Below are 18,889 nucleotides of genomic sequence, written 5' to 3' on the forward strand. Positions count from 1 at the left end.
ACTTCCTTATCAGATACGCGATGCTGCAGCGTACTGTTTAAGTAAGTCTGGCACGTCAAGAATCAGAGCAATATGACCATCACTGGTAATCGTTGCACCAGCCATACCTGGTGTCCCTTGCAATAAGCTATCCAGCGGCTTAATCACCACTTCCTCTTGACCAATCAAGGTATCGACCACAAAGCCAACACGTTGACTGCCAATTTGCACGATAACCACATGGCCGTGTCCGGTACGCTGCTGCGCACGACCAGCATGTGGTGCAAGCCAATCTTGCAAATAGAACAGCGGAATAGACTTATCGCGCACGATAATCGTCAGTTGACCGTCGACGACGTTGGTACGGCTGAGATCAAGGTGGAAAATCTCATTCACACTCGCCAATGGCAGCGCAAATGGATTTTTACCAACGCCAACCATTAAGGTCGGCAAAATCGCCAGCGTAAGCGGCACTTTGATGGTGATCTTAGTACCTGTGCCAAGCTCAGAATCGATATCAATCGAACCATTAAGGGTATTGATGGCGGTTTTCACTACGTCCATGCCCACACCACGGCCAGAGATATCCGAGATTTTCTCTTTACTTGAGAAGCCAGGCATAAAGATAAGGTTGAAGCACTCTTTATCCGTCAAGCGAGACGCAGCGTCTTCATCCATCATTCCGCGTTTAACGGCAATAGCGCGCAGTTTATCTGGGTCCATACCGCCGCCATCATCAATGATGGCAAGCTCAATATGATCGCCTTCTTGCGACGCTGACAGGGTAATTTTACCTGTACGCGCTTTACCTGCCGACTCACGTACGTCCGGCATTTCAATGCCATGGTCAACCGAGTTACGCACTAAGTGAATCAATGGATCCGCTAGCGCTTCCACTAAGTTCTTATCGAGATCGGTGTCTTCACCTTGCATCTCAAGCACAATGTCTTTGTTTAAGCTTCGAGCCAAGTCGCGAACCACACGTGGGAAGCGGCCAAACACTTTCTTGATTGGTTGCATGCGCGTTTTCATCACCGCACCCTGCAAATCGGCTGTCACCACATCCAAGTTAGAAACGGCCTTCGACATTTCTTCGTCGTTGCTATTGAGCCCCAAACTGACCAAACGGTTACGCACCAGTACTAACTCACCCACCATGTTCATGATGGTATCAAGCGTTGAAGTATCAACACGAACACTGGCTTCCGCTTGAGGTTTTTTAGTGGCAACAGCCGTGGCTTTTTTCTCTGCTGGTAGCGACTTTTCAGTGCTCACTGGTGCCGCTACCGGCTCAGATACAGCAACGGGAGCAGCAGGCTCAGCAGGTTTTGGCTCTACTGGCGCATCGTTCATCGAAACGGGTTTGGTTGCAACATCGAGCTCGTCAGGAGATGGACCTTTGCCCACGCCATGCAGTTCATCCAGCAACTTTTCAAATTCTTCGTCAGTCATCAGGTCGCCGCCATCGTTAGCCGGAGTAGCGGCAGGAGCTGGCGCTGAAGCTGGTTTTGCTGACTCAACAGGCGAAGGTTGAGCATCCGCTGCCGATGGGCCTTTGCCGACACCATGCAGCTCATCGAGAAGCTTTTCAAATTCATCATCGGTAATATCCAACGAAGGGAGATCGCTCGGTGCTGATGCTGGAGCTGGCGTTTCCACCACAGTCATGGTTGGCTTGGCTGTCGATTTCGTTGGACTGCCACCTTTACCATGCAGCTCATCCAACAAACGTTCAAATTCATCTTGAGTAATATCGTCAATCGAACCGCCCGAAGAGATTTCAGCCGCTGGTGCGGGTGCTTCTACTTCCGGCGTTGGCTCAGGCGTCACATCTACGACAGGCGGTGGCGGTGGGGGAGCAGCAGCTTCGTCTGCTGTCTCTGGGCTACTTAAACGATGAAGCTCTTCAAGTAATGCAGGATCCGCAGGATCGATAGGTTCCATGTTCTGAACCGATTGGAACTGAATGTTGACGGTATCCAATGCTTTTAGCATCGTATCCATTAGGCTGGCATTCACCGAGCGTTGGCCGTTACGCAAAATATCGAACACATTTTCCGCACCGTGACACGTGTCGACCAGCTCTGTCAGCGCTAGAAATCCAGCTCCACCTTTGACGGTGTGGAAACCTCTAAATATCGCATTTAGCAGGTCTTTATCTTCTGGATTGTTTTCTAGCTCAACAAGTTGCTCAGAAAGTAACTCTAGGATCTCCCCGGCTTCCACTAAGAAGTCTTGAAGGATCTCTTCATCTAATTCGTAGCTCATTCGTCACCCCTAAAACCCAAGACTTGACAGTAAGTCATCGACTTCGTCCTGCGAAGCAACAGCATCGTCACGCTCATGAGGATTAATGATTGGTCCTTCAACGCCAGAGGTCGCTTGCTTTGGTTTTGTAGTTATTGGTTGTTGTTCGTCACTGAACACTTTCAAGATGTCTACCAACCGCGTTTCCACTTCACTCACTAATGTGATTACGCGGCGGATGATCTGTCCAGTAAGGTCTTGAAAGTCCTGCGCCATAAGAATATTGGTCAGTTGAGTACGCAGTTCGGTACTGTCCCCTTCCACCTGACTGAGTAAGTCATCAATGCGATGACACAGGTCTTTAAATTGCTGTAGCTCGAGCCTGCCATGCATCAGCTCATTCCACTGAGGGCGTACCTGAGTTAAACACTCATGTAGACTGTCTGCCATTGGCAAACAGCGTTCCACCGCATCCATGGTTGTATTCGCTGAGACTTCGGTCTTGTTGATAACGTATTCAAGGCGATCACGCGCTTCAGGAATTTCGTCAGTCGCGATTTCGTTAAGACGCGTATCGTAACTGAACTCCGTTAGAGCATCGTGTAGGTCTCGCGTTAATGCACCTACTTCTTGGAGCACTTTGCGGTCGTTCCCACCTTGAATCATCATGACCAGCTCATCCGCTTCTTGCTGTTTGTCTTGTTCCAACAAATCAACAAGTTGCTTAGCTTGTTCCAATGAAATCATTCTGATATAGCCGTCTGCTATTTATGGCGTCTTATAAACGCTCAAAGATTTTATCTAGTTTTTCTTTTAGTGTTGCAGCGGTAAATGGCTTAACGATGTAGCCGTTCACACCCGCTTGCGCCGCTTCAATAATTTGCTCACGCTTAGCTTCTGCCGTGATCATTAGAACAGGTAGGTGCTTTAGCTCTTCATCAGCACGAATGTGACGAAGCAAATCAATGCCTTGCATACCTGGCATGTTCCAGTCAGTCACGACAAAGTCAAAGTCGCCTTTCTTGAGCATTGGCAAAGCCGTCAAACCATCGTCGGCTTCCAGCGTGTTGCTAAAACCCAAGTCGCGCAATAGGTTTTTAACGATACGACGCATTGTTGAAAAATCGTCAACAATCAAGATTTTCATGTTTTTGTTCAAAATTGCCTCCACTGAAAGCAAGATCAGTGTTTATTAATTATTATCAGTCCAAGCACTAAGCTTGGTTCGAAGACGCTGCATGGATTGACTCAGTATTTGGCTAACGCGCGATTCGCTGACACCCAATACCTCACCTATCTCCTTCAAATTTAACTCTTCGTCATAATACAGGGATAACGTCAACGCTTCACGCTCCGGGAGCGATTTTATTGATTCTATTAACGCTTCGCGAAATGCATCATCTGCGACACCCTGAAAAGGTGAGTTATCTTCTTCATCTGCAACAGATACAGAGTCTTCAGAAATGCCAAGGTCTTCAATGCCAACAAGTTTTGAGCAGTTAATGTCTGACAAAGCTTTATGGTATTGCTCCAAGCTCATTCCCAAATGGTTGGCCACTTCCATATCAGTTGGATCTCGGTTGAGCTCCACTTCCAATACCGAAATTGCCTGCGAAATATCACGGCTGTGCCTGTGTACCGAACGCGGCACCCAGTCTCCACGACGAATATCATCCAGCATCGCACCTCGAATACGAATGCCAGCGTAGGTCTCAAAGCTTGCACCTTTGCTACCGTCATAATTTTTTTGTGCTTCAATCAGGCCAATCATCCCAGCCTGAATCAAGTCTTCAACCAACACGTTAGGTGGTAAACGCCCAATTAAGTGGTGAGCGATTCGTTTCACCAATACTGAGTATTTCTCCAAGAAAGCTTGCTGACCACTCAAATTGGCATGCTGGTCATAGGTCAAAGCTTTATTCACCAAACGGTTCCTCTAATACTTGGGGTCTGTTGAGTAATCTCTCGACAAAGAATTCCAAATGGCCACTTGGCACTTTTGGAATTGGCCAAGTGAGCGCTTTATTCGCCAGCGAACTCATCGCCAACGCTGCGGGTGAACGTGGGAACGCATCCACGACAATTTTTTGTCTCTTCACCGCTTGTCGCACTTTATCATCTAATGGAATACAGGCGACTAACTCAAGGCTCACATTCAGGAATCGCTCTGTGACTAGGGTCAATTTTGTGAACAATTCTCGGCCTTCGCGATAGCTACGCACCATATTCGCCACAACTTTAAAGCGCTGCACTTGGTGTTCGCGGCTAAGCAGTTTAATCAACGCATAGGCATCGGTAATCGACGTTGGCTCGTCGCATACCACGACAACCACATCTTGCGCCGCACGTGAAAAGCTCACGACCATGTCAGAAATACCCGCTGCGGTATCCACCAGCAGCACGTCCATTTCTTCTTCTAGGCTACCGAAAGCGCGAATAAGCCCCATATGCTGCGCATGACTTAACTCCGTCATGCTTTGGGTACCGGATGTGGCAGGAATGATTTTAATGCCGTGTGGACCTTCAACAATGGCGTCTTTAAGATCGCATTCGCCCGCCAGCACATGACCTAGGTTTTTCTTTGGTCTAATGCCAAGCATGACATCGACATTCGCAAGACCCAAGTCGGCATCGAGAACCATCACTTTTTTGCCTTGGCGCGCCATACAAATCGCCAATCCAAGCGTCACGTTGGATTTACCAACGCCGCCTTTGCCACCAGTGACAGAGATAACTTTCGTTAAAGTTGGTTTAGTCAAACGTCTTAGGCCACTGGCCTGATCATGTATCATGTTATTTGTCATTTTCGCTTGCATCTAAACCCCCTCCATATCACTGTTCCAGAAGTGAGGTTCATTCTCTGTCGACTTCTCTAATAATTCGTTGGCTTTCGCAACCATGTATTTTGGCTGCGCGATCACGATGTCTTCCGGTACTCGCTGACCATTCGCAATGTAGGTCACCGGCAGTGCATTTTGTACAACGACACTAATAAACTCACCCAAACTCAACGACTCATCCAGCTTAGTCATAATGCAACCAGATAGCGGAATGCGTCTAAAGTGATCGAGTGTCTCCTGCAGTACTTGTCTCTGCGCTGTGGCAGGAAGAACAAGGTAACTGTGGATCACTTCACCACTTTCTTGCATCAGAGTGTCTAACTGTTCAGACAAACGCACGTCACGTTGTCCCATGCCGGCAGTATCTATCAACACCAAACGTCGATTTCTCAACTGATAGAGTACATCGGCCAATTCTTCAGAATCTTTAGCAACTCTTACTGGGCAGCCCATAATTCGACCGTAAATCGATAGCTGCTCATGAGCGCCGATACGATAAGTATCTGTCGTCACTAGGGCGACATTGTCTGAGCCATATTCCATCGCCGCGCGCGCAGCAAGTTTTGCGACCGTGGTGGTTTTACCCACGCCCGTGGGGCCAAGCAGCGCGACAATGCCGCCTTTGCGGAGAATGTCTTGCTTACTAATAACAATCTGATCGGAAACTAAAGACAGCAGCGCTTTCCACGCTTTTTGTGGCGGTGTGTCTTCTGGAATATAACAAGCCAGCTGGTCAGAAAGCTCAGGGGAGATTCCCATGCGCTCAAGGCGCTTAATCAACATGGCGCGCAGCGGTTCACGACGCTCAACTTCTTGCCACATTAATCCGGAAACTTGATGCTCAAGTAGACGGCGAATCGAGGACATATCCTCTTTCATCGCTTCGAGCTCCTCGCCAAACTTGCCGTCACGGCCGCTACTTGGTCTGCGTGTCTCTCGAGCGTTTTCTAAATAGCTGTCGTCTGAGCGATAAGAGGGGCGAGCGCTATCTTGGCGATCACGAAAAGCGGTCTCAGAACGGTTTTGCTGCGCATACTGCAAGCGGTCACTATTTTGATAGCCATCACTCGTCGAACGGGCATCACCCGCAGACTTACTGCGCTCCGACTGACGCTCTAGTAACGCTGAAAGTGAATCGGGTGGCGTATTCTTTGGTTTGCTTTGCTCGTTATCGTTACCGCGATAGCTTTTAAGCATATTGGCGAAACGATCGGTCATCGATGGTGGAGTGCTGCCATTAGGTGCGGCACTGCTTTTCTGCAGGTTTACCACATCGTCTTTAAGGTCACGACCGTAATTCGGCAAGGCCGAACGTGCTGGTGCAGCGAGTGCATTGCTACCCATTTGACGTTCTGGCTGCGCAGTATCGCCATCGATTGCAGCAACGATTTCTACGCCGCCCGCCACTTTTTTATTCGACATGATCACCGCATCTGCGCCAAGTTCTTCTTTAACTTGTAGCAGAGCTTGCCTCATATCTCTGGCGAAAAATCGTTTAATTTTCAAGTGTTACATCCATTCAATGTGCAATATCCGATTCGACGGTTCGCCGATATCAAGACCGGCGCCAGCGCTAAGGTTAATTACCTACGGCCTGCACGATTCTAATCTGTTTTTCATCAGGGATTTCTTGGTACGACAAGACTCGTAAGTTCGGAATGGTATTTTTCACGAATTTAGCGAGCGTCGAACGCAATACGCCCGATGTTAGCAGCACAGCTGCCTCTCCTTTTAGCTCTTGCTCTTGAGTCGCTTGTGTCAGCGAAGCTTGAAGTCTTTCGGCTAATCCAGGTTCAATGCCAGCGGATTCACCGCCAGACGCTTGCATTGTTTGATGCAAAATTTGTTCCAGCTCAGGTATCAGCGTAATCACTGGAAGTTCTGGCTCTATACCGTTGATTTCCTGAACAATCAGGCGTTTGAGTGAGATACGAACGGCAGCCGTCAATACGTCAGGTTCTTGACTCTTGCCGGAGTATTCCGCCAAAGTTTGGACGATGGTACGAATATCGCGGATAGGGATCGCTTCATGCAGCAAGTTCTGCAGCACCTTGACCACGGTACCCAATGGCAACTGCTCTGGGACAAAATCTTCCACCAGTTTCGGTGCACTTCGGCCAAGCATTTCCAGAAGGTTCTGGACTTCTTCGTGACCCAATAGCTGCGCTGCATTGTTGGTCAAAAGCTGACTTAAATGAGTAGCAAGAACAGTCGATGAGTCAACAACGGTATAACCCAGCGCCTGTGCGTGCTCTCGCTGCGCTTCTTGGATCCAAACCGCTTCGAGGCCAAATGCAGGGTCAATAGTCTGCTCACCATCAATCAGGCCATAAACTTGCCCTGGGTTAATGGCAAGTTCCTGATCCGGGCGAATTTCCGCTTCACCCACCGCGACACCCATCAAGGTAATTCGGTAAGAGTTAGGCGTAAGTTCCAAGTTGTCACGAATGTGTACTGCGGGAATAAGAAAGCCAAAATCTTGGGAGAGTTTTTTACGCACGCCCTTCACTCGCTCTAGCAGCTCACCACCTTGGTCTCTGTCTACCAATGGAATTAAGCGATAACCCACTTCAAGACCAATAACATCAACAGGTTGAACGTCATCCCAAGACAGCTCTTTAGGCGGTGCAGCAGGGTCATTACTGTTCGCACCCACCTCGGCAGGAAGGTTCTTGTCATCTTCTTTGGCTTGTTGCTTGCGATGCATCCAGTACGCACCACCACCCGCAAGGGCCGCCAAAAGAAGGAAGGCAAAGTGCGGCATACCCGGCACAATACCCATCACACCCAAGATACCTGCGGTAATGGTTAGTGCTTTAGGGTTATCAAATAGCTGGAATACGACCTGCTGCCCCATGTCTTCGTCAGTATTTTGACGGGTCACCATGATAGCGGCGGCAATAGACAATAGTAGAGACGGGATTTGGGCAACCAAACCATCACCAATGGTGAGCAAAGTATAGATTTGCAGCGCATCCGTAAACCCAAGAGAGTGCTGCATCATACCGATGCTTAAACCACCGACGATGTTCAAAAACAGGATCAAGATACCGGCAATTGCATCGCCCTTAACAAACTTAGACGCACCATCCATCGAGCCGTAGAAATCGGCCTCTTTGGTCACTTCGAAACGGCGCAGACGCGCTTGGTCTTGGTCAATGAGACCGGCGTTAAGGTCGGCGTCGATCGCCATCTGCTTGCCTGGTAGGGCATCAAGTGTAAAGCGAGCGCTTACCTCAGAAATACGTCCCGCACCTTTGGTAACAACCATGAAGTTAATGATCATCAAAATCATAAACACCACAAGACCGACGGCATAGTTACCACCGATAACCACATTACCAAACGCTTCAATCACGTTACCGGCTGCGCTGCCCCCTTCGTGACCATAAAGTAATACCACACGAGTAGAGGCCACGTTCAATGCCAGACGCAGCAGCGTTGCAATCAGCAGTACCGTAGGGAACGCAGCAAAATCGAGAGGACGACGGGTATAGACCGACACCAGCAAGACCACCATGGCCAATGCGATGTTAAACGTGAAGAACAAGTCGAGCAAAATTGCCGGGATCGGCAATACAATCATCGCAAGCGCGGCAAGCACCATAACCGGTGCACCGATAGCGGGTAGCGCACGACGCGGAATGTTCGGCAACTTATCGGTAAAAGGTAACGTCAATTTCATTACGGATAGTTCACTGCAGGTCTCCACTTTCCTTGGAGACGCGGGTTGTTTCTTTTAATACAGGCTAATGTGCAAGAATTACGCCATTAACGTCCGCCATTTTTTTGACACCAACGTAAATATGGCTGCGTTAATAGCGCATATCTTTCGGGATGGTCATCTGGTCATTTTGCAACTTCGGTCGTTGTCCGCCTTTCTTACGATACTGTTTAAGCTGGTAAACGTAGGCCAGTATTTGCGCCACCGCGGCGAACAGCCCATCGGGAATTTCCTGCTCAAGTTCAGTGGTGTGATAAAGCGAGCGCGCCAATGGCGGCGAAGGAATCACGTAAATATTGTGCTCTCTTGCCACTTCACGAATTTTCAGCGCCATGTGATCCACACCTTTTGCGACCACAATCGGTGCTTTGTCTTGGCCTTGCTTATAGCGCAGTGCCACGGAGAAGTGCTCAGGGTTGGTGACAATAACGTCCGCTTGAGGCACTTCTGCCATCATTCGGCGCTGTGCTGCTTCACGTTGCAGCATACGAATACGCCCTTTCACCTCGGGTTTACCTTCGGTGTCTTTGTACTCGTCCTTCACTTCTTGTTTCGTCATTTTCAGTTGGTTGGCGTGCTGCCAAATCTGAAATGGAATATCTATCGCCACCACGATAAGCAGCGTAGTACTGATCAGTAAAATAAAGTTAAGTAAGATATCCAGCGCGTGGAAGATGTTTTGTGGGTACACCTCCATACTGAGCTGGAATAGATCCGCTCGAGAGGCATTCACCAAATAAAACGCCATTCCGGCAACCAAGGCGACTTTTAAAATCGATTTGATCAGCTCCACCCAGCTTTGCATGCCAAGCATACGCTTTACACCGCTAAGTGGGTTCATTTTCGACATCTTCGGCATCGCCGCTTCCGCAGAAAAACTGATGCCTCCAACGCCAGCCGCACCAATAAGCGCAGCAACAAACAGCACCACCAGAATCAACGTCAATGGCAGCAGCAAGCTCGACAGCGCACCGAGTACCACATCAAACAGCTTGGTGGGATCGTAGATTTCTTCGCGGGTTAGGGTGAATAGCCTCGACATCGAGCTAAATAGCGCCCGCGCTAACCCCTCGCCGAACATCATCAGCGAAAGTGCACCAACTATCAGGACCGAGACAGAGGCCAACTCTTTGGAGCGCGCCACCTGCCCCTTTTCGCGAGCTTGTTTAAGCCGCTGGGGGGTGGCGTCTTCGGTGCGTTCTTGGCCGTCGGATTCTGCCATGGTTAGCCCTCCCCTAGCACGCGAGATCGATCAAGCGACACACCTGACCTTCTACTTGTAACCAATAGAGCTGATAGTGACTATACAGCCCCGCCATGATGTACCAACAGATCATCAAACCGATCAGTAGCGCAAACGCGAAGCCGAGCGAGAAGATGTTTAGTTGCGGCGCCGCACGAGTCATTACGCCGAAAGAAAGGTTTACCGTTAACAGAGCGATGATCCCGGCCAATGCCATACTCAATGCCGTTTGGAACATGATTCCCAACCATCCGGCCATCTCGCGAAAATCCGCACTTGAGAGATGTCCCGAGCCAACAGGCAAGGTTTTGAAACTCATCACCACCAATTGGATCATCTTAAGGTGGCCATCAGTCGCAAGAAAAAACATCGTCGTAAGAAACAGAAACAGCTGACCCAGTACCGGTGTGTTTTGGCCATTCGCAGGATCAACCATAGAGGCAAAGCCGAGACTCGACTGCATACCCAAGATCTGACCAAGCATTACAAAGGTTTGAACCATAAAGACCGTTACCATACCCATCGCAGTGCCAATCAGTATTTGCTCAGCAACGGTAAGAAATCCCTGAAAAGACAATAACTCGATAGTTTGCGGAATAGCGGGGATGGATGGAGACACCGCCAGCGTCAACGCGAGCCCTAAGAACAGTCGAATGCGAGGTGAAACAAAGTTCGCCCCTGTAACCGACATCACCATCAACATGGCGGAAATGCGTACATAAGGCCAAAAGAAGTTAGCTAACCAATCGAGGACGTCACTCGCTGGATATTCCATACTCGGTTACCAAAGCACCAATGGGAGTCGTTCGATGATGTCATAGAAAAACTCCATCATCATCTGCGTCCCCCAATGGGCAAACGCCATCAGTGCCAAAATGGTGACAATCAACCTAGGCAAGAAGCTCAAGGTCTGTTCGTTGATCGATGTTGCAGCTTGGAAGATGGCCACGATAAGGCCGACTAAAAGACTCGGTACCACGATGGCACACACCAACAGCAGTACCATCCATAGCGCATCTCTAAACAGTTCAACAAACATCTCAGGAGTCATAATGCTACTCCAGCTACAAGGCGAAACTGCCGGCTAAGGTGGAAAGAATTAAGTTCCACCCATCCACCAGCACAAACAGCATCAGTTTAAACGGCAATGAAACGATCATCGGCGAGAGCATCATCATACCCATCGCCATCAAAATCGATGCAACCACCAAGTCGATGATCAAGAACGGCAAAAACAGCATGAAGCCAATCTGGAATGCGGTCTTTAGCTCTGAGGTAATAAACGCCGGGATCAGTACCGCCATGGAAACGTCTTCCGGATTTTGCGCAGTAGAGCCCGACATTTCAACGAACGTCTCTAAATCCTTTACGCGGGTTTGTTTCAGCATAAAGTCTTTGATCGGCGCTTGAGCCTGCTCAAAGGATTGCTTGGCATTGATCTGTTCATTGAGGTATGGCTGGATCGCTCTGTCATTCACCTGATTAAGCACTGGCGACATGATAAAAAAGGTCAAAAAGATGGCGATACCAATAATGACTTGATTCGATGGTGTTTGCTGCAGACCCATCGCCTGACGCAATATCGACATCACCACGACAATACGGGTAAATGAAGTCATCAAAATCACCATAGCAGGCAAGAAGCCCAGCATGGTCATTAACGCCAGTATTTGCAGGTTGACCGAATAGTCTTCACTGCCGTCAGGATTAGTCGTCATAGTGAACGCGGGTATCCCTGGGCCGGAGCCAAACGCGCTCGCACTACTGGTACCAGCCGCTCCTTGGTCATTCCGCATTTCAGCGACAGTGACGCTACTGCTCGGTGCAGCATTACTTGGAATTGGGGTAGACAGCGCTTCTTCAGCCGCACTTAATGGCGCAACCACCAACATCAAACAGGCAAAAAAGAGTCGGATCCAATTAGTCATTCTGAGTCTGCTTTTTCATAATTTTCGACAGCTGACTGGCAAACGCTGGCTGAGTTATCTCACTCTCTTCGAGTGGCTTCTCTAGCTTTGAGATCAGTTGAATCGATTGAGCGGTAATGCCCACTAAAAACTGCTCTTCACCCGCTTCTACAATCGCAATACGCTCTTTGGTTCCAACGGGGATCTGACGTACGATTTTAAGCCCTTGCTGATTGACCAGAGAAGGCACCTTCATGCGCTTTAACACCCATGCCAAACCTAAAATAACGGCAATCACTAACACCAGTGAGCCAAGCGTCGCCGCAAAGTCAAACGGCGAGCCCCCATTTGGCGATACCTCGGGCGCGGCATACGTCATCCCAGAAGCCAAAAACAGCGCCGTCCCAACCATGGACGACAAACGTCGATTCAATGTCATGTACTCAGTTCTATTCACGAATGGTTCGAATAACGAAAACTCTATTAACGAAGTTTCTTAATGCGCTCTGTTTGGCTAATCACGTCAGTTAAGCGAATACCAAACTTATCGTTGACCACCACCACTTCACCATGCGCAATCAAAGTGCCGTTTACCATGACATCCAGTGACTCACCGGCAATTCGGTCAAGTTCTACCACTGAACCTTGGTTAAGTTGCAACAAGTTACGAATACTGATTTGCGAGCGTCCTACTTCCATCGAAATGGTGACAGGAATGTCCATGATAGTATCAAGCTTACGGCGCTCATCGTCGCTAATTGGCGCTGGTGAATCTTCTAGCTCATCCAGTGGCGCAGCTAAAACCTCGTCGACATCCACATCTGGGGCCATCGGATCTTCGCCCAGCGCCGCTGCCCATTCATCCGCTAATTTTTGGTCATCACTGATTGTCATTGGTTATCTCTACTTCTATTGTTCTGTTGTACCGCGCCTAAGCGCGATCCTGCTATTCTTGGTCTAAATCTTCGACGTGTTCAAGCTCGGCCATAATATCTTTGCCAAGGAACGCCAAATCGGTCTTCACCACGTCTGGACGGCGGATTTTCTCCGATACCTGCACCGCGACTTTCTCACCCGAACGTCCCATCTTCACGCGGAAAGTTGGCAGATCTTCGACAAACATGGTGGCATTTTCTGGCATCTCTATCGGAAGAATGTCACCGGCCTGCAGCTCCATGAGGTCACGCAGTGAGACATCTTTTTCCAGAAGGTTGACGCGAAAGTTCACCGGTACATCCATGATCTCTTCGCGCAGCGCACTGCTCCAGCGCACATCGGTTTCCATCTTGTCCGATTGAACACCCGCATCGAGTAATTCACGAATCGGTTCAACCATGGAATACGGCATCACCACATGGAAATCACCACCGCCACCATCAACTTCAATGTGGAATGAACTCACCACAATGACTTCCGTTGGGCTGACAATATTGGCCATGCTCGGGTTTACTTCTGAGTCCAAGTACTCAAACTCAACGCCCATCACCGGTGACCATGCTTCTTTGTAGTCTTCAAACACGGTTTTCATCAACAGCTGAATGATACGGCGCTCAGTTGGTGTGAATTCTCGACCTTCAATCTTGGCGTGGAAACGCCCGTCACCACCAAAAAAGTTTTCTACCAGGATAAAGACTAATCGAGCTTCCATGGTGATCAGTGCCGTGCCTTTTAGCGGACGGAACCTCACCATGTTCAGACTGGTCGGTACATACAACGTGTTTTGGTATTCGCCAAATTTCATCATCTGCACGCCGTTAATCGACACTTCGGCGGTTTTACGTAGCATGTTAAACAGACTGATGCGCATGTGGCGCGCAAAACGCTCGTTGATCAGCTCAAGTGTTGGCATGCGACCACGAACGATGCGGTCTTGCGATGAAAAGTCGAAATGGACCACATCCGCCGGATTTTGATCCAGCTCGTCCTCTACCTCATCGACGTCATCCACTCCATGCAGTAGCGCATCAATCTCATCTTGGCTTAATAAATCGGTCACAATGCACCTATTGGATTACAAAATCGGTAAATAACACACGCTCAACGACAGGTGTGCCAACCACCTGACTTAAGCTCGCTTGGACATCGCTAGTCGCCTGATCGCGCAACTCTACACGACCACTAGTACTGCGCAACTGCTCAACCGTCGCAGAGGCAAACGTCGACAGCAACGTACTTTCAATCAGTGGTGAATGGTAACGAGCTTGGCTTTCGTTGTCTAAACCTCGAACCATAAGCTGAACTTTGATCTGTACCATGCGATCGCGCTGTTTACCCGGCGCATTGAAAACAAATGGCTGTGCTAGGTTCACATAAGAAATTGGGTCAACAGGTACAGCGGCCGCACCGCTCGCGTTAGGCGCCGATTGCGATGAACTAGCACCATCATCAGAACTCAGAAACCAAAACGCACCACCGCCAACGGCTAATAACACCACTATGGCGGCAACTATGATGATCAGCAGCTTTTTGCTGTTGGTTTTTGCGGGTTGTAAACTTTCTTCTGCCATATTTCTTCTACTGCTTTAACTTGTGATTAGGCATAGTAACTTATGCCATCGTTACTCTGTTTCACGGCGACTTCAACACTGGACCCGTTTTCTACGCTATCGACATCACCAGCTGCATTCGATGTCCCGTTACCCGAGCCACCGGAACCCGAACCATGCGATGCATGTCGCTGCTGCTGACCTTGCTGTTGAACAGAAGTATCCGCTAATTGGATACCTTGCTGGGACAGCATTTCACGTAGTCTTGGCATCGCTTGATCGACCATATCGCGGGTCTGCTGGTTTTGAACGGTAAAATGCACCGTTGCGGAATCATTGTTGAGGCTCATACGAATTTGCATGCGGCCCAATTCTGGCGGGTCAAGACGAATATCTACGTGCTTTAGATTCTTAGACATCATCATCTGCACACGTTCAGCCACCTGATCACTGGCGTTTTCTTTAGTCAAAACCATTGGTGATTGAACCGAAGCGGTTGCCGCTGACTGCTGCTCTGCGCGAAGCTGTTGGGTAGCGGTCAGTGCACCTGCCGTGTGTAATGCACTGTCATTGCCGAGACTCGCAGGATGCTGGGTCTTATTGCTGCCCTTCACTCCTGAAATATTAGCGTTAGCAACTTGCGCACCCATTGGCGCGGCAGCTTTTGTATTCTCCTTGCCTGCGGCCATCATAGCGGCAGCGGCAGCCATATCACCGGTTGGATGACTCGCGACCTGAGCGCTTTGGCCATTAACTGCTGTCCCTTGTGCAACGACACCTTGTGAGGCATTCGCTTGCGAACCAACCGAAGATTGAGCTGCAAGCTGTGTCTGAGTCGCCGCATTAGCGGTCGTTTGCGGCACTTTATCCGCGGCAATCGCGGCTCCTGCGAGTGCCGCTTTCGCTTCAGACTTAGCAGCAAGTTCAGCATCTGATTTACTCCAGGCAATATTTGCCTGAGCCTTATTTTCACCATCGATGCTAGCGGCCGGCTTACCCTCATTAGCGGGAGTCAATTTGCCATCAGCAACTTGTGAACCGGCAAGGCCTGCGGCTGTCATTGATGCATTACTAGTTTGCGGTGACTGGGTCACAAGTTCTGACGGTTCGCCTGACAGTCCCTGTGACGAACTCAATGGCTCAGGTTTCGCTGCAGCGGCTTGCACCTGCTCAGCAGCAACACTTGCTGCCGCGACACCAGCAGCCGCTTCTGCACCAGCTGGTTTTTGCAATGCTTTATTGGACTCATCCAGACGTGATAGCAGTTCAGCATTCTCCGAAACGGCTTGCTCTGCTTCGGTATTGCCCTTTGCTTGAGCACTCCCCGGCTTGTCACCGGAAGCGGTAGCGGTACCGGAAACGACCTTTTCATCCGAACTTACCTTAGCAGCACTTGCTAATGCTGCTTCGTCTGTCATTTTTTTGACAGACGCAGAAGATTCATCGCCCTCGGATACGTCAGCGGACTTATCTTCCTTAGTCGTTTTAAGCGTAGAACTGTCTTCATCAGACTCATTGATTTCGCCTGACTTGCTCTGAGTCGCTGCATCTTCAAGCAGGGCTTCGGTCGATTCAGATCCCGTTTTCGATTTGACGGATGTACCCTCAACCTTTTGATCAGATTCAGACTTTTCTGTAGATAGCGCGTCTTTAAACTTATCCCAAAATCCTGGATTTTCGCCAGCATCACTCTCAGAGACTGAAGGTTTACCTTCACTCTTTGGCAGTACGCTATTCGATACGCTGTTATTTGAAATCGACAGACTCATTCCATTTAGGCCCGTTACTTATAAAGGTTGCTGATTCGGCGGAAACTTGCCGCCCACATTCTCTAGGCTAGTCAATGCAATTTTTATACCGACAATAGCCTGGATGGGGTAGCTGAATTAACGTGTTTGACGCCTGCGGGCAAACAACAAATTTGAAAATTCATCCATTTGCTTTTGGTCGCGTTTAGCTTCTAGCTGGGCTTTTTCTTTGGCTTTTTTCTCAATCAACCACTCATAAGACTGACGCTGCTTACGAGTGTTGTGCCAAAATTCCTCACAGTCGTCCACTTGCTGCTTAAAGTGGCCTTCGGCCGACTTTTGCTTAGTGAGTGTTTCATCAAGTTGAGTAAGGAAGCGGTTGAGGTGTCCGTATTGGCTGGCCGTCAGTCCTTCTTGACCACGAGCGACCAACTGGTTGCAATAGTCTAAGCGATACTGCTCTATCTGCTGTACTTGCTGATAATAACCTTCCAGCTCAGTGCGCGCTTTGTTAAGGGCGAGCACTGCTTGTTGTTCATTATCTTTAGCTTGCTCTAACAAGAACTCTAAGGCGTTTTCCATACAATTACGATTCTACTGACAGAAGCTGTTTCAACATGCCAAGACACATATCATAAGGTACGCTCTCGCGCATACTTTGCTGCAAGTACTGATCAAGTTTGGGCTTCAAGGTAAACGCGCTGTCGATGGCAGGATCGGTTCCTGGTTTATAGGCACCAATCGATACCAAGTCTTGGTTTTTACGACATACAGACAGAATTTGTCGCACTGCCTTTGACATTAGGACATGCTGATCATCGGTAATTTGCGGCATGACACGACTGACAGACTTCTCGACATCAATCGCTGGGTAGTGACCCGCATCGGCCATTTCACGCGACAACACAATATGACCATCGAGAATCGCGCGTGAAGCATCAGCGATGGGATCTTGTAAGTCATCGCCTTCGGTCAGTACTGTGAAAAATGCGGTAATGGAGCCTTGATTGACATCACCATTACCGGCGCGCTCAACCAAAGCAGGCAATTTGGCGAACACCGATGGTGGATAACCTTTAGTCGCCGGCGGTTCACCGACAGAGAGTGCAATTTCACGCTGAGCTTGGGCAAAACGGGTTAGCGAGTCCATTAGCAGCAACACATCTAACCCTTGATCGCGAAAATACTCGGCAATCGTAAGGGCCGTCTGACAGCCTTTGAGACGCATCAAAGGCGAGGCATCTGCGGGGGCAGCCACAACGACTGAGCGTTGACGCCCCTCGGTACCTAAAATCTCTTCGATGAATTCTTTTACTTCACGGCCACGTTCACCAATAAGGCCAACGACCACCACTTGTGCGGTTGTGCCTCTCGTCATCATGCCAAGGGTCACGGATTTACCGACACCTGAACCAGCAAAGAGACCAATACGCTGACCCTTGCCGACGGTCAGTAGGCCATTAATGGCTTTCAGACCGACATCCAAAGGCTCGGTGATAGGCTTTCTTGCTAGCGGGTTGATGGGTTCAGCATTAAACGAAGCGCGCTTTTCAGTATAGATGTCACCTAGACCGTCAAGCGGATTGCCAACACCATCAATCACACGACCAAGCAGTTCCATACCGACAGGAAGACCGGTTTCAGACGCCATTGGAGTGACTTTTGCTCCTGGCAACACGCCAGTAATTTGCTCACTGGGCATTAAATAGAGATGTTCACCTGAGAAGCCCACCACTTCGGCGTCCATATCGCCGTGCATGGTTTCTACTTTACACAGGCTGCCAATCGGTGCTTTACAACCAATGGCTTCTAGCGTTAAGCCAACCACACGCACCAGTTTTCCAGACGCCGTGGCGCGAGATTTATGGCCTTCGACCTTGTAATTGGCCAGTCGCTGAGCCAGCGGCTGCATTACTCGCCCCCTTGGTGGCGATTGGCACCGCAAAAGCTTTGCAAAACGTTTTTAACGCGATCTTCCAGTTTGTAACTCACACTGGAATCACCGGCTTCAATATACACATCACCACGGTTGAGCGACGGCTCTACGGCCAATGTCCAATTGCGAATGTTGAGTTCTTCGTCACCATACGCGGCGCGCACGATATCAACATCGATAGGGTTGAGTTTTAACGTAATAGCATGACCTAAGATAGGCAGCGCCTCTACCGATTGTTTGATGGTATCGAGAATGATCTGTGGATTGGTCTGTACTTCTACATGCACCACTTCTTTGGTGAGTGCCAGCACCATGTCCACCAGCTGCTTTTCAACTTGGCTATTCATCAGCTCAAGAGGGTTGGCAAACTGATTTGCTAGCTCCATGAAGGTGTCGACTTGCTGCTTTATGTACTCTTCGCCCGCGGCAACACCTTCTGCTTTACCTAGCTCTAAACCTTCACTATGACCGGCAGCAAGGCCTTCCTCTTTGCCTTTGTCATAGCCTTGCTTAAAGCCCGCTTCTTGGCCTTGAAACAGACCTTCTTGGTAAGCGCCTTGTTTGATTTGCTCGATTTGCTCTTCGGTGAGCATCAACGGCTCTTCTTCGGCTGCCGGCTCTTCACGTGGAGTCCAGCTTGGGTCGTAATTGAACGCCGTTTCTCTAGCTTCTTGAGTCACTTGAGAGGTGTAATCAGGCAAGCCCCACGAATGGGCTTGCTCTACAGTATTATCTTCAGATGGGCGTAAAAAGCCGCGTTTTCTATCACCAGACATAGG

The 18,889-nt window shown here is 49.3% G+C and carries 19 protein-coding genes; all 19 read right to left on the reverse strand.

What is annotated here, in order from left to right; translation table 11 throughout:
* Nucleotides 1–9: 9 nt before the first annotated feature.
* Nucleotides 10–2,247, reverse strand: a complete 2,238-nt coding sequence (locus AAA946_RS11435) for a chemotaxis protein CheA (RefSeq protein ID WP_338164963.1) — start codon at nt 2,245–2,247, stop codon at nt 10–12.
* Between the two features lie 9 nt (nt 2,248–2,256).
* Complete coding sequence (locus AAA946_RS11440; RefSeq protein WP_338164964.1) at nt 2,257–2,973, reverse strand: protein phosphatase CheZ; 717 nt, start codon at nt 2,971–2,973, stop codon at nt 2,257–2,259.
* A gap of 31 nt (nt 2,974–3,004) precedes the next feature.
* The gene (gene cheY / locus AAA946_RS11445) at nt 3,005–3,373 is read right to left on the reverse strand and encodes a chemotaxis response regulator CheY (protein ID WP_006069980.1); all 369 of its coding nucleotides are present in this window, start codon (nt 3,371–3,373) and stop codon (nt 3,005–3,007) included.
* Nucleotides 3,374–3,418: 45 nt separating this feature from the next.
* Nucleotides 3,419–4,150 carry an RNA polymerase sigma factor FliA gene (locus tag AAA946_RS11450; RefSeq protein WP_338164965.1) on the reverse strand — a complete coding sequence of 244 codons (732 nt, stop codon included), beginning with the start codon at nt 4,148–4,150 and terminating at the stop codon, nt 3,419–3,421.
* On the reverse strand, nt 4,143–5,030 hold the full coding sequence (locus AAA946_RS11455) for a MinD/ParA family protein (RefSeq protein ID WP_338165827.1): 888 nt from the start codon (nt 5,028–5,030) through the stop codon (nt 4,143–4,145). Before AAA946_RS11455 ends, AAA946_RS11450 begins: the two co-directional genes overlap by 8 nt.
* 12 nt (nt 5,031–5,042) lie before the next feature.
* Complete coding sequence (gene flhF / locus AAA946_RS11460; RefSeq protein WP_338164966.1) at nt 5,043–6,572, reverse strand: flagellar biosynthesis protein FlhF; 1,530 nt, start codon at nt 6,570–6,572, stop codon at nt 5,043–5,045.
* Between the two features lie 73 nt (nt 6,573–6,645).
* A complete protein-coding gene (gene flhA, locus AAA946_RS11465) occupies nt 6,646–8,751 on the reverse strand; it encodes a flagellar biosynthesis protein FlhA (protein WP_338164967.1) in 2,106 nt (701 codons plus the stop codon).
* 130 nt (nt 8,752–8,881) lie between these two features.
* Nucleotides 8,882–10,012, reverse strand: a complete 1,131-nt coding sequence (gene flhB, locus AAA946_RS11470) for a flagellar biosynthesis protein FlhB (protein WP_338164968.1) — start codon at nt 10,010–10,012, stop codon at nt 8,882–8,884.
* A gap of 13 nt (nt 10,013–10,025) precedes the next feature.
* The gene (gene fliR / locus AAA946_RS11475) at nt 10,026–10,808 is read right to left on the reverse strand and encodes a flagellar biosynthetic protein FliR (protein WP_338164969.1); all 783 of its coding nucleotides are present in this window, start codon (nt 10,806–10,808) and stop codon (nt 10,026–10,028) included.
* Between the two features lie 6 nt (nt 10,809–10,814).
* Complete coding sequence (fliQ, locus tag AAA946_RS11480; protein WP_042497042.1) at nt 10,815–11,084, reverse strand: flagellar biosynthesis protein FliQ; 270 nt, start codon at nt 11,082–11,084, stop codon at nt 10,815–10,817.
* A 13-nt stretch (nt 11,085–11,097) separates the two neighbouring features.
* Complete coding sequence (gene fliP, locus AAA946_RS11485) at nt 11,098–11,961, reverse strand: flagellar type III secretion system pore protein FliP (RefSeq protein ID WP_338164970.1); 864 nt, start codon at nt 11,959–11,961, stop codon at nt 11,098–11,100.
* Complete coding sequence (fliO, locus tag AAA946_RS11490; RefSeq protein WP_445206078.1) at nt 11,954–12,379, reverse strand: flagellar biosynthetic protein FliO; 426 nt, start codon at nt 12,377–12,379, stop codon at nt 11,954–11,956. The genes fliP and fliO overlap by 8 nt, the downstream gene beginning before the upstream one ends.
* 44 nt (nt 12,380–12,423) lie before the next feature.
* Nucleotides 12,424–12,834, reverse strand: coding sequence for a flagellar motor switch protein FliN (gene fliN / locus AAA946_RS11495; protein ID WP_338164971.1), 411 nt, complete (start codon nt 12,832–12,834; stop codon nt 12,424–12,426).
* Nucleotides 12,835–12,886: 52 nt separating this feature from the next.
* A complete protein-coding gene (gene fliM, locus AAA946_RS11500; protein WP_338164972.1) occupies nt 12,887–13,936 on the reverse strand; it encodes a flagellar motor switch protein FliM in 1,050 nt (349 codons plus the stop codon).
* Nucleotides 13,937–13,943: 7 nt separating this feature from the next.
* Nucleotides 13,944–14,447, reverse strand: a complete 504-nt coding sequence (gene fliL, locus AAA946_RS11505; protein ID WP_338164973.1) for a flagellar basal body-associated protein FliL — start codon at nt 14,445–14,447, stop codon at nt 13,944–13,946.
* 26 nt (nt 14,448–14,473) lie between these two features.
* On the reverse strand, nt 14,474–16,195 hold the full coding sequence (locus tag AAA946_RS11510; RefSeq protein WP_338164974.1) for a flagellar hook-length control protein FliK: 1,722 nt from the start codon (nt 16,193–16,195) through the stop codon (nt 14,474–14,476).
* A gap of 117 nt (nt 16,196–16,312) precedes the next feature.
* Nucleotides 16,313–16,756, reverse strand: coding sequence for a flagellar export protein FliJ (fliJ, locus tag AAA946_RS11515; RefSeq protein ID WP_338164975.1), 444 nt, complete (start codon nt 16,754–16,756; stop codon nt 16,313–16,315).
* Nucleotides 16,757–16,760: 4 nt separating this feature from the next.
* Nucleotides 16,761–18,086 (reverse strand): flagellar protein export ATPase FliI, encoded by a 1,326-nt coding sequence (fliI, locus tag AAA946_RS11520; protein ID WP_338164976.1) that lies wholly within the window; start codon nt 18,084–18,086, stop codon nt 16,761–16,763.
* A complete protein-coding gene (gene fliH / locus AAA946_RS11525) occupies nt 18,086–18,886 on the reverse strand; it encodes a flagellar assembly protein FliH (RefSeq protein ID WP_338164977.1) in 801 nt (266 codons plus the stop codon). The genes fliI and fliH overlap by 1 nt, the downstream gene beginning before the upstream one ends.
* Nucleotides 18,887–18,889 lie beyond the last annotated feature (3 nt).

The sequence above is a fragment of the Vibrio sp. 10N genome, from assembly GCF_036245475.1.
Classification (GTDB): domain Bacteria; phylum Pseudomonadota; class Gammaproteobacteria; order Enterobacterales; family Vibrionaceae; genus Vibrio.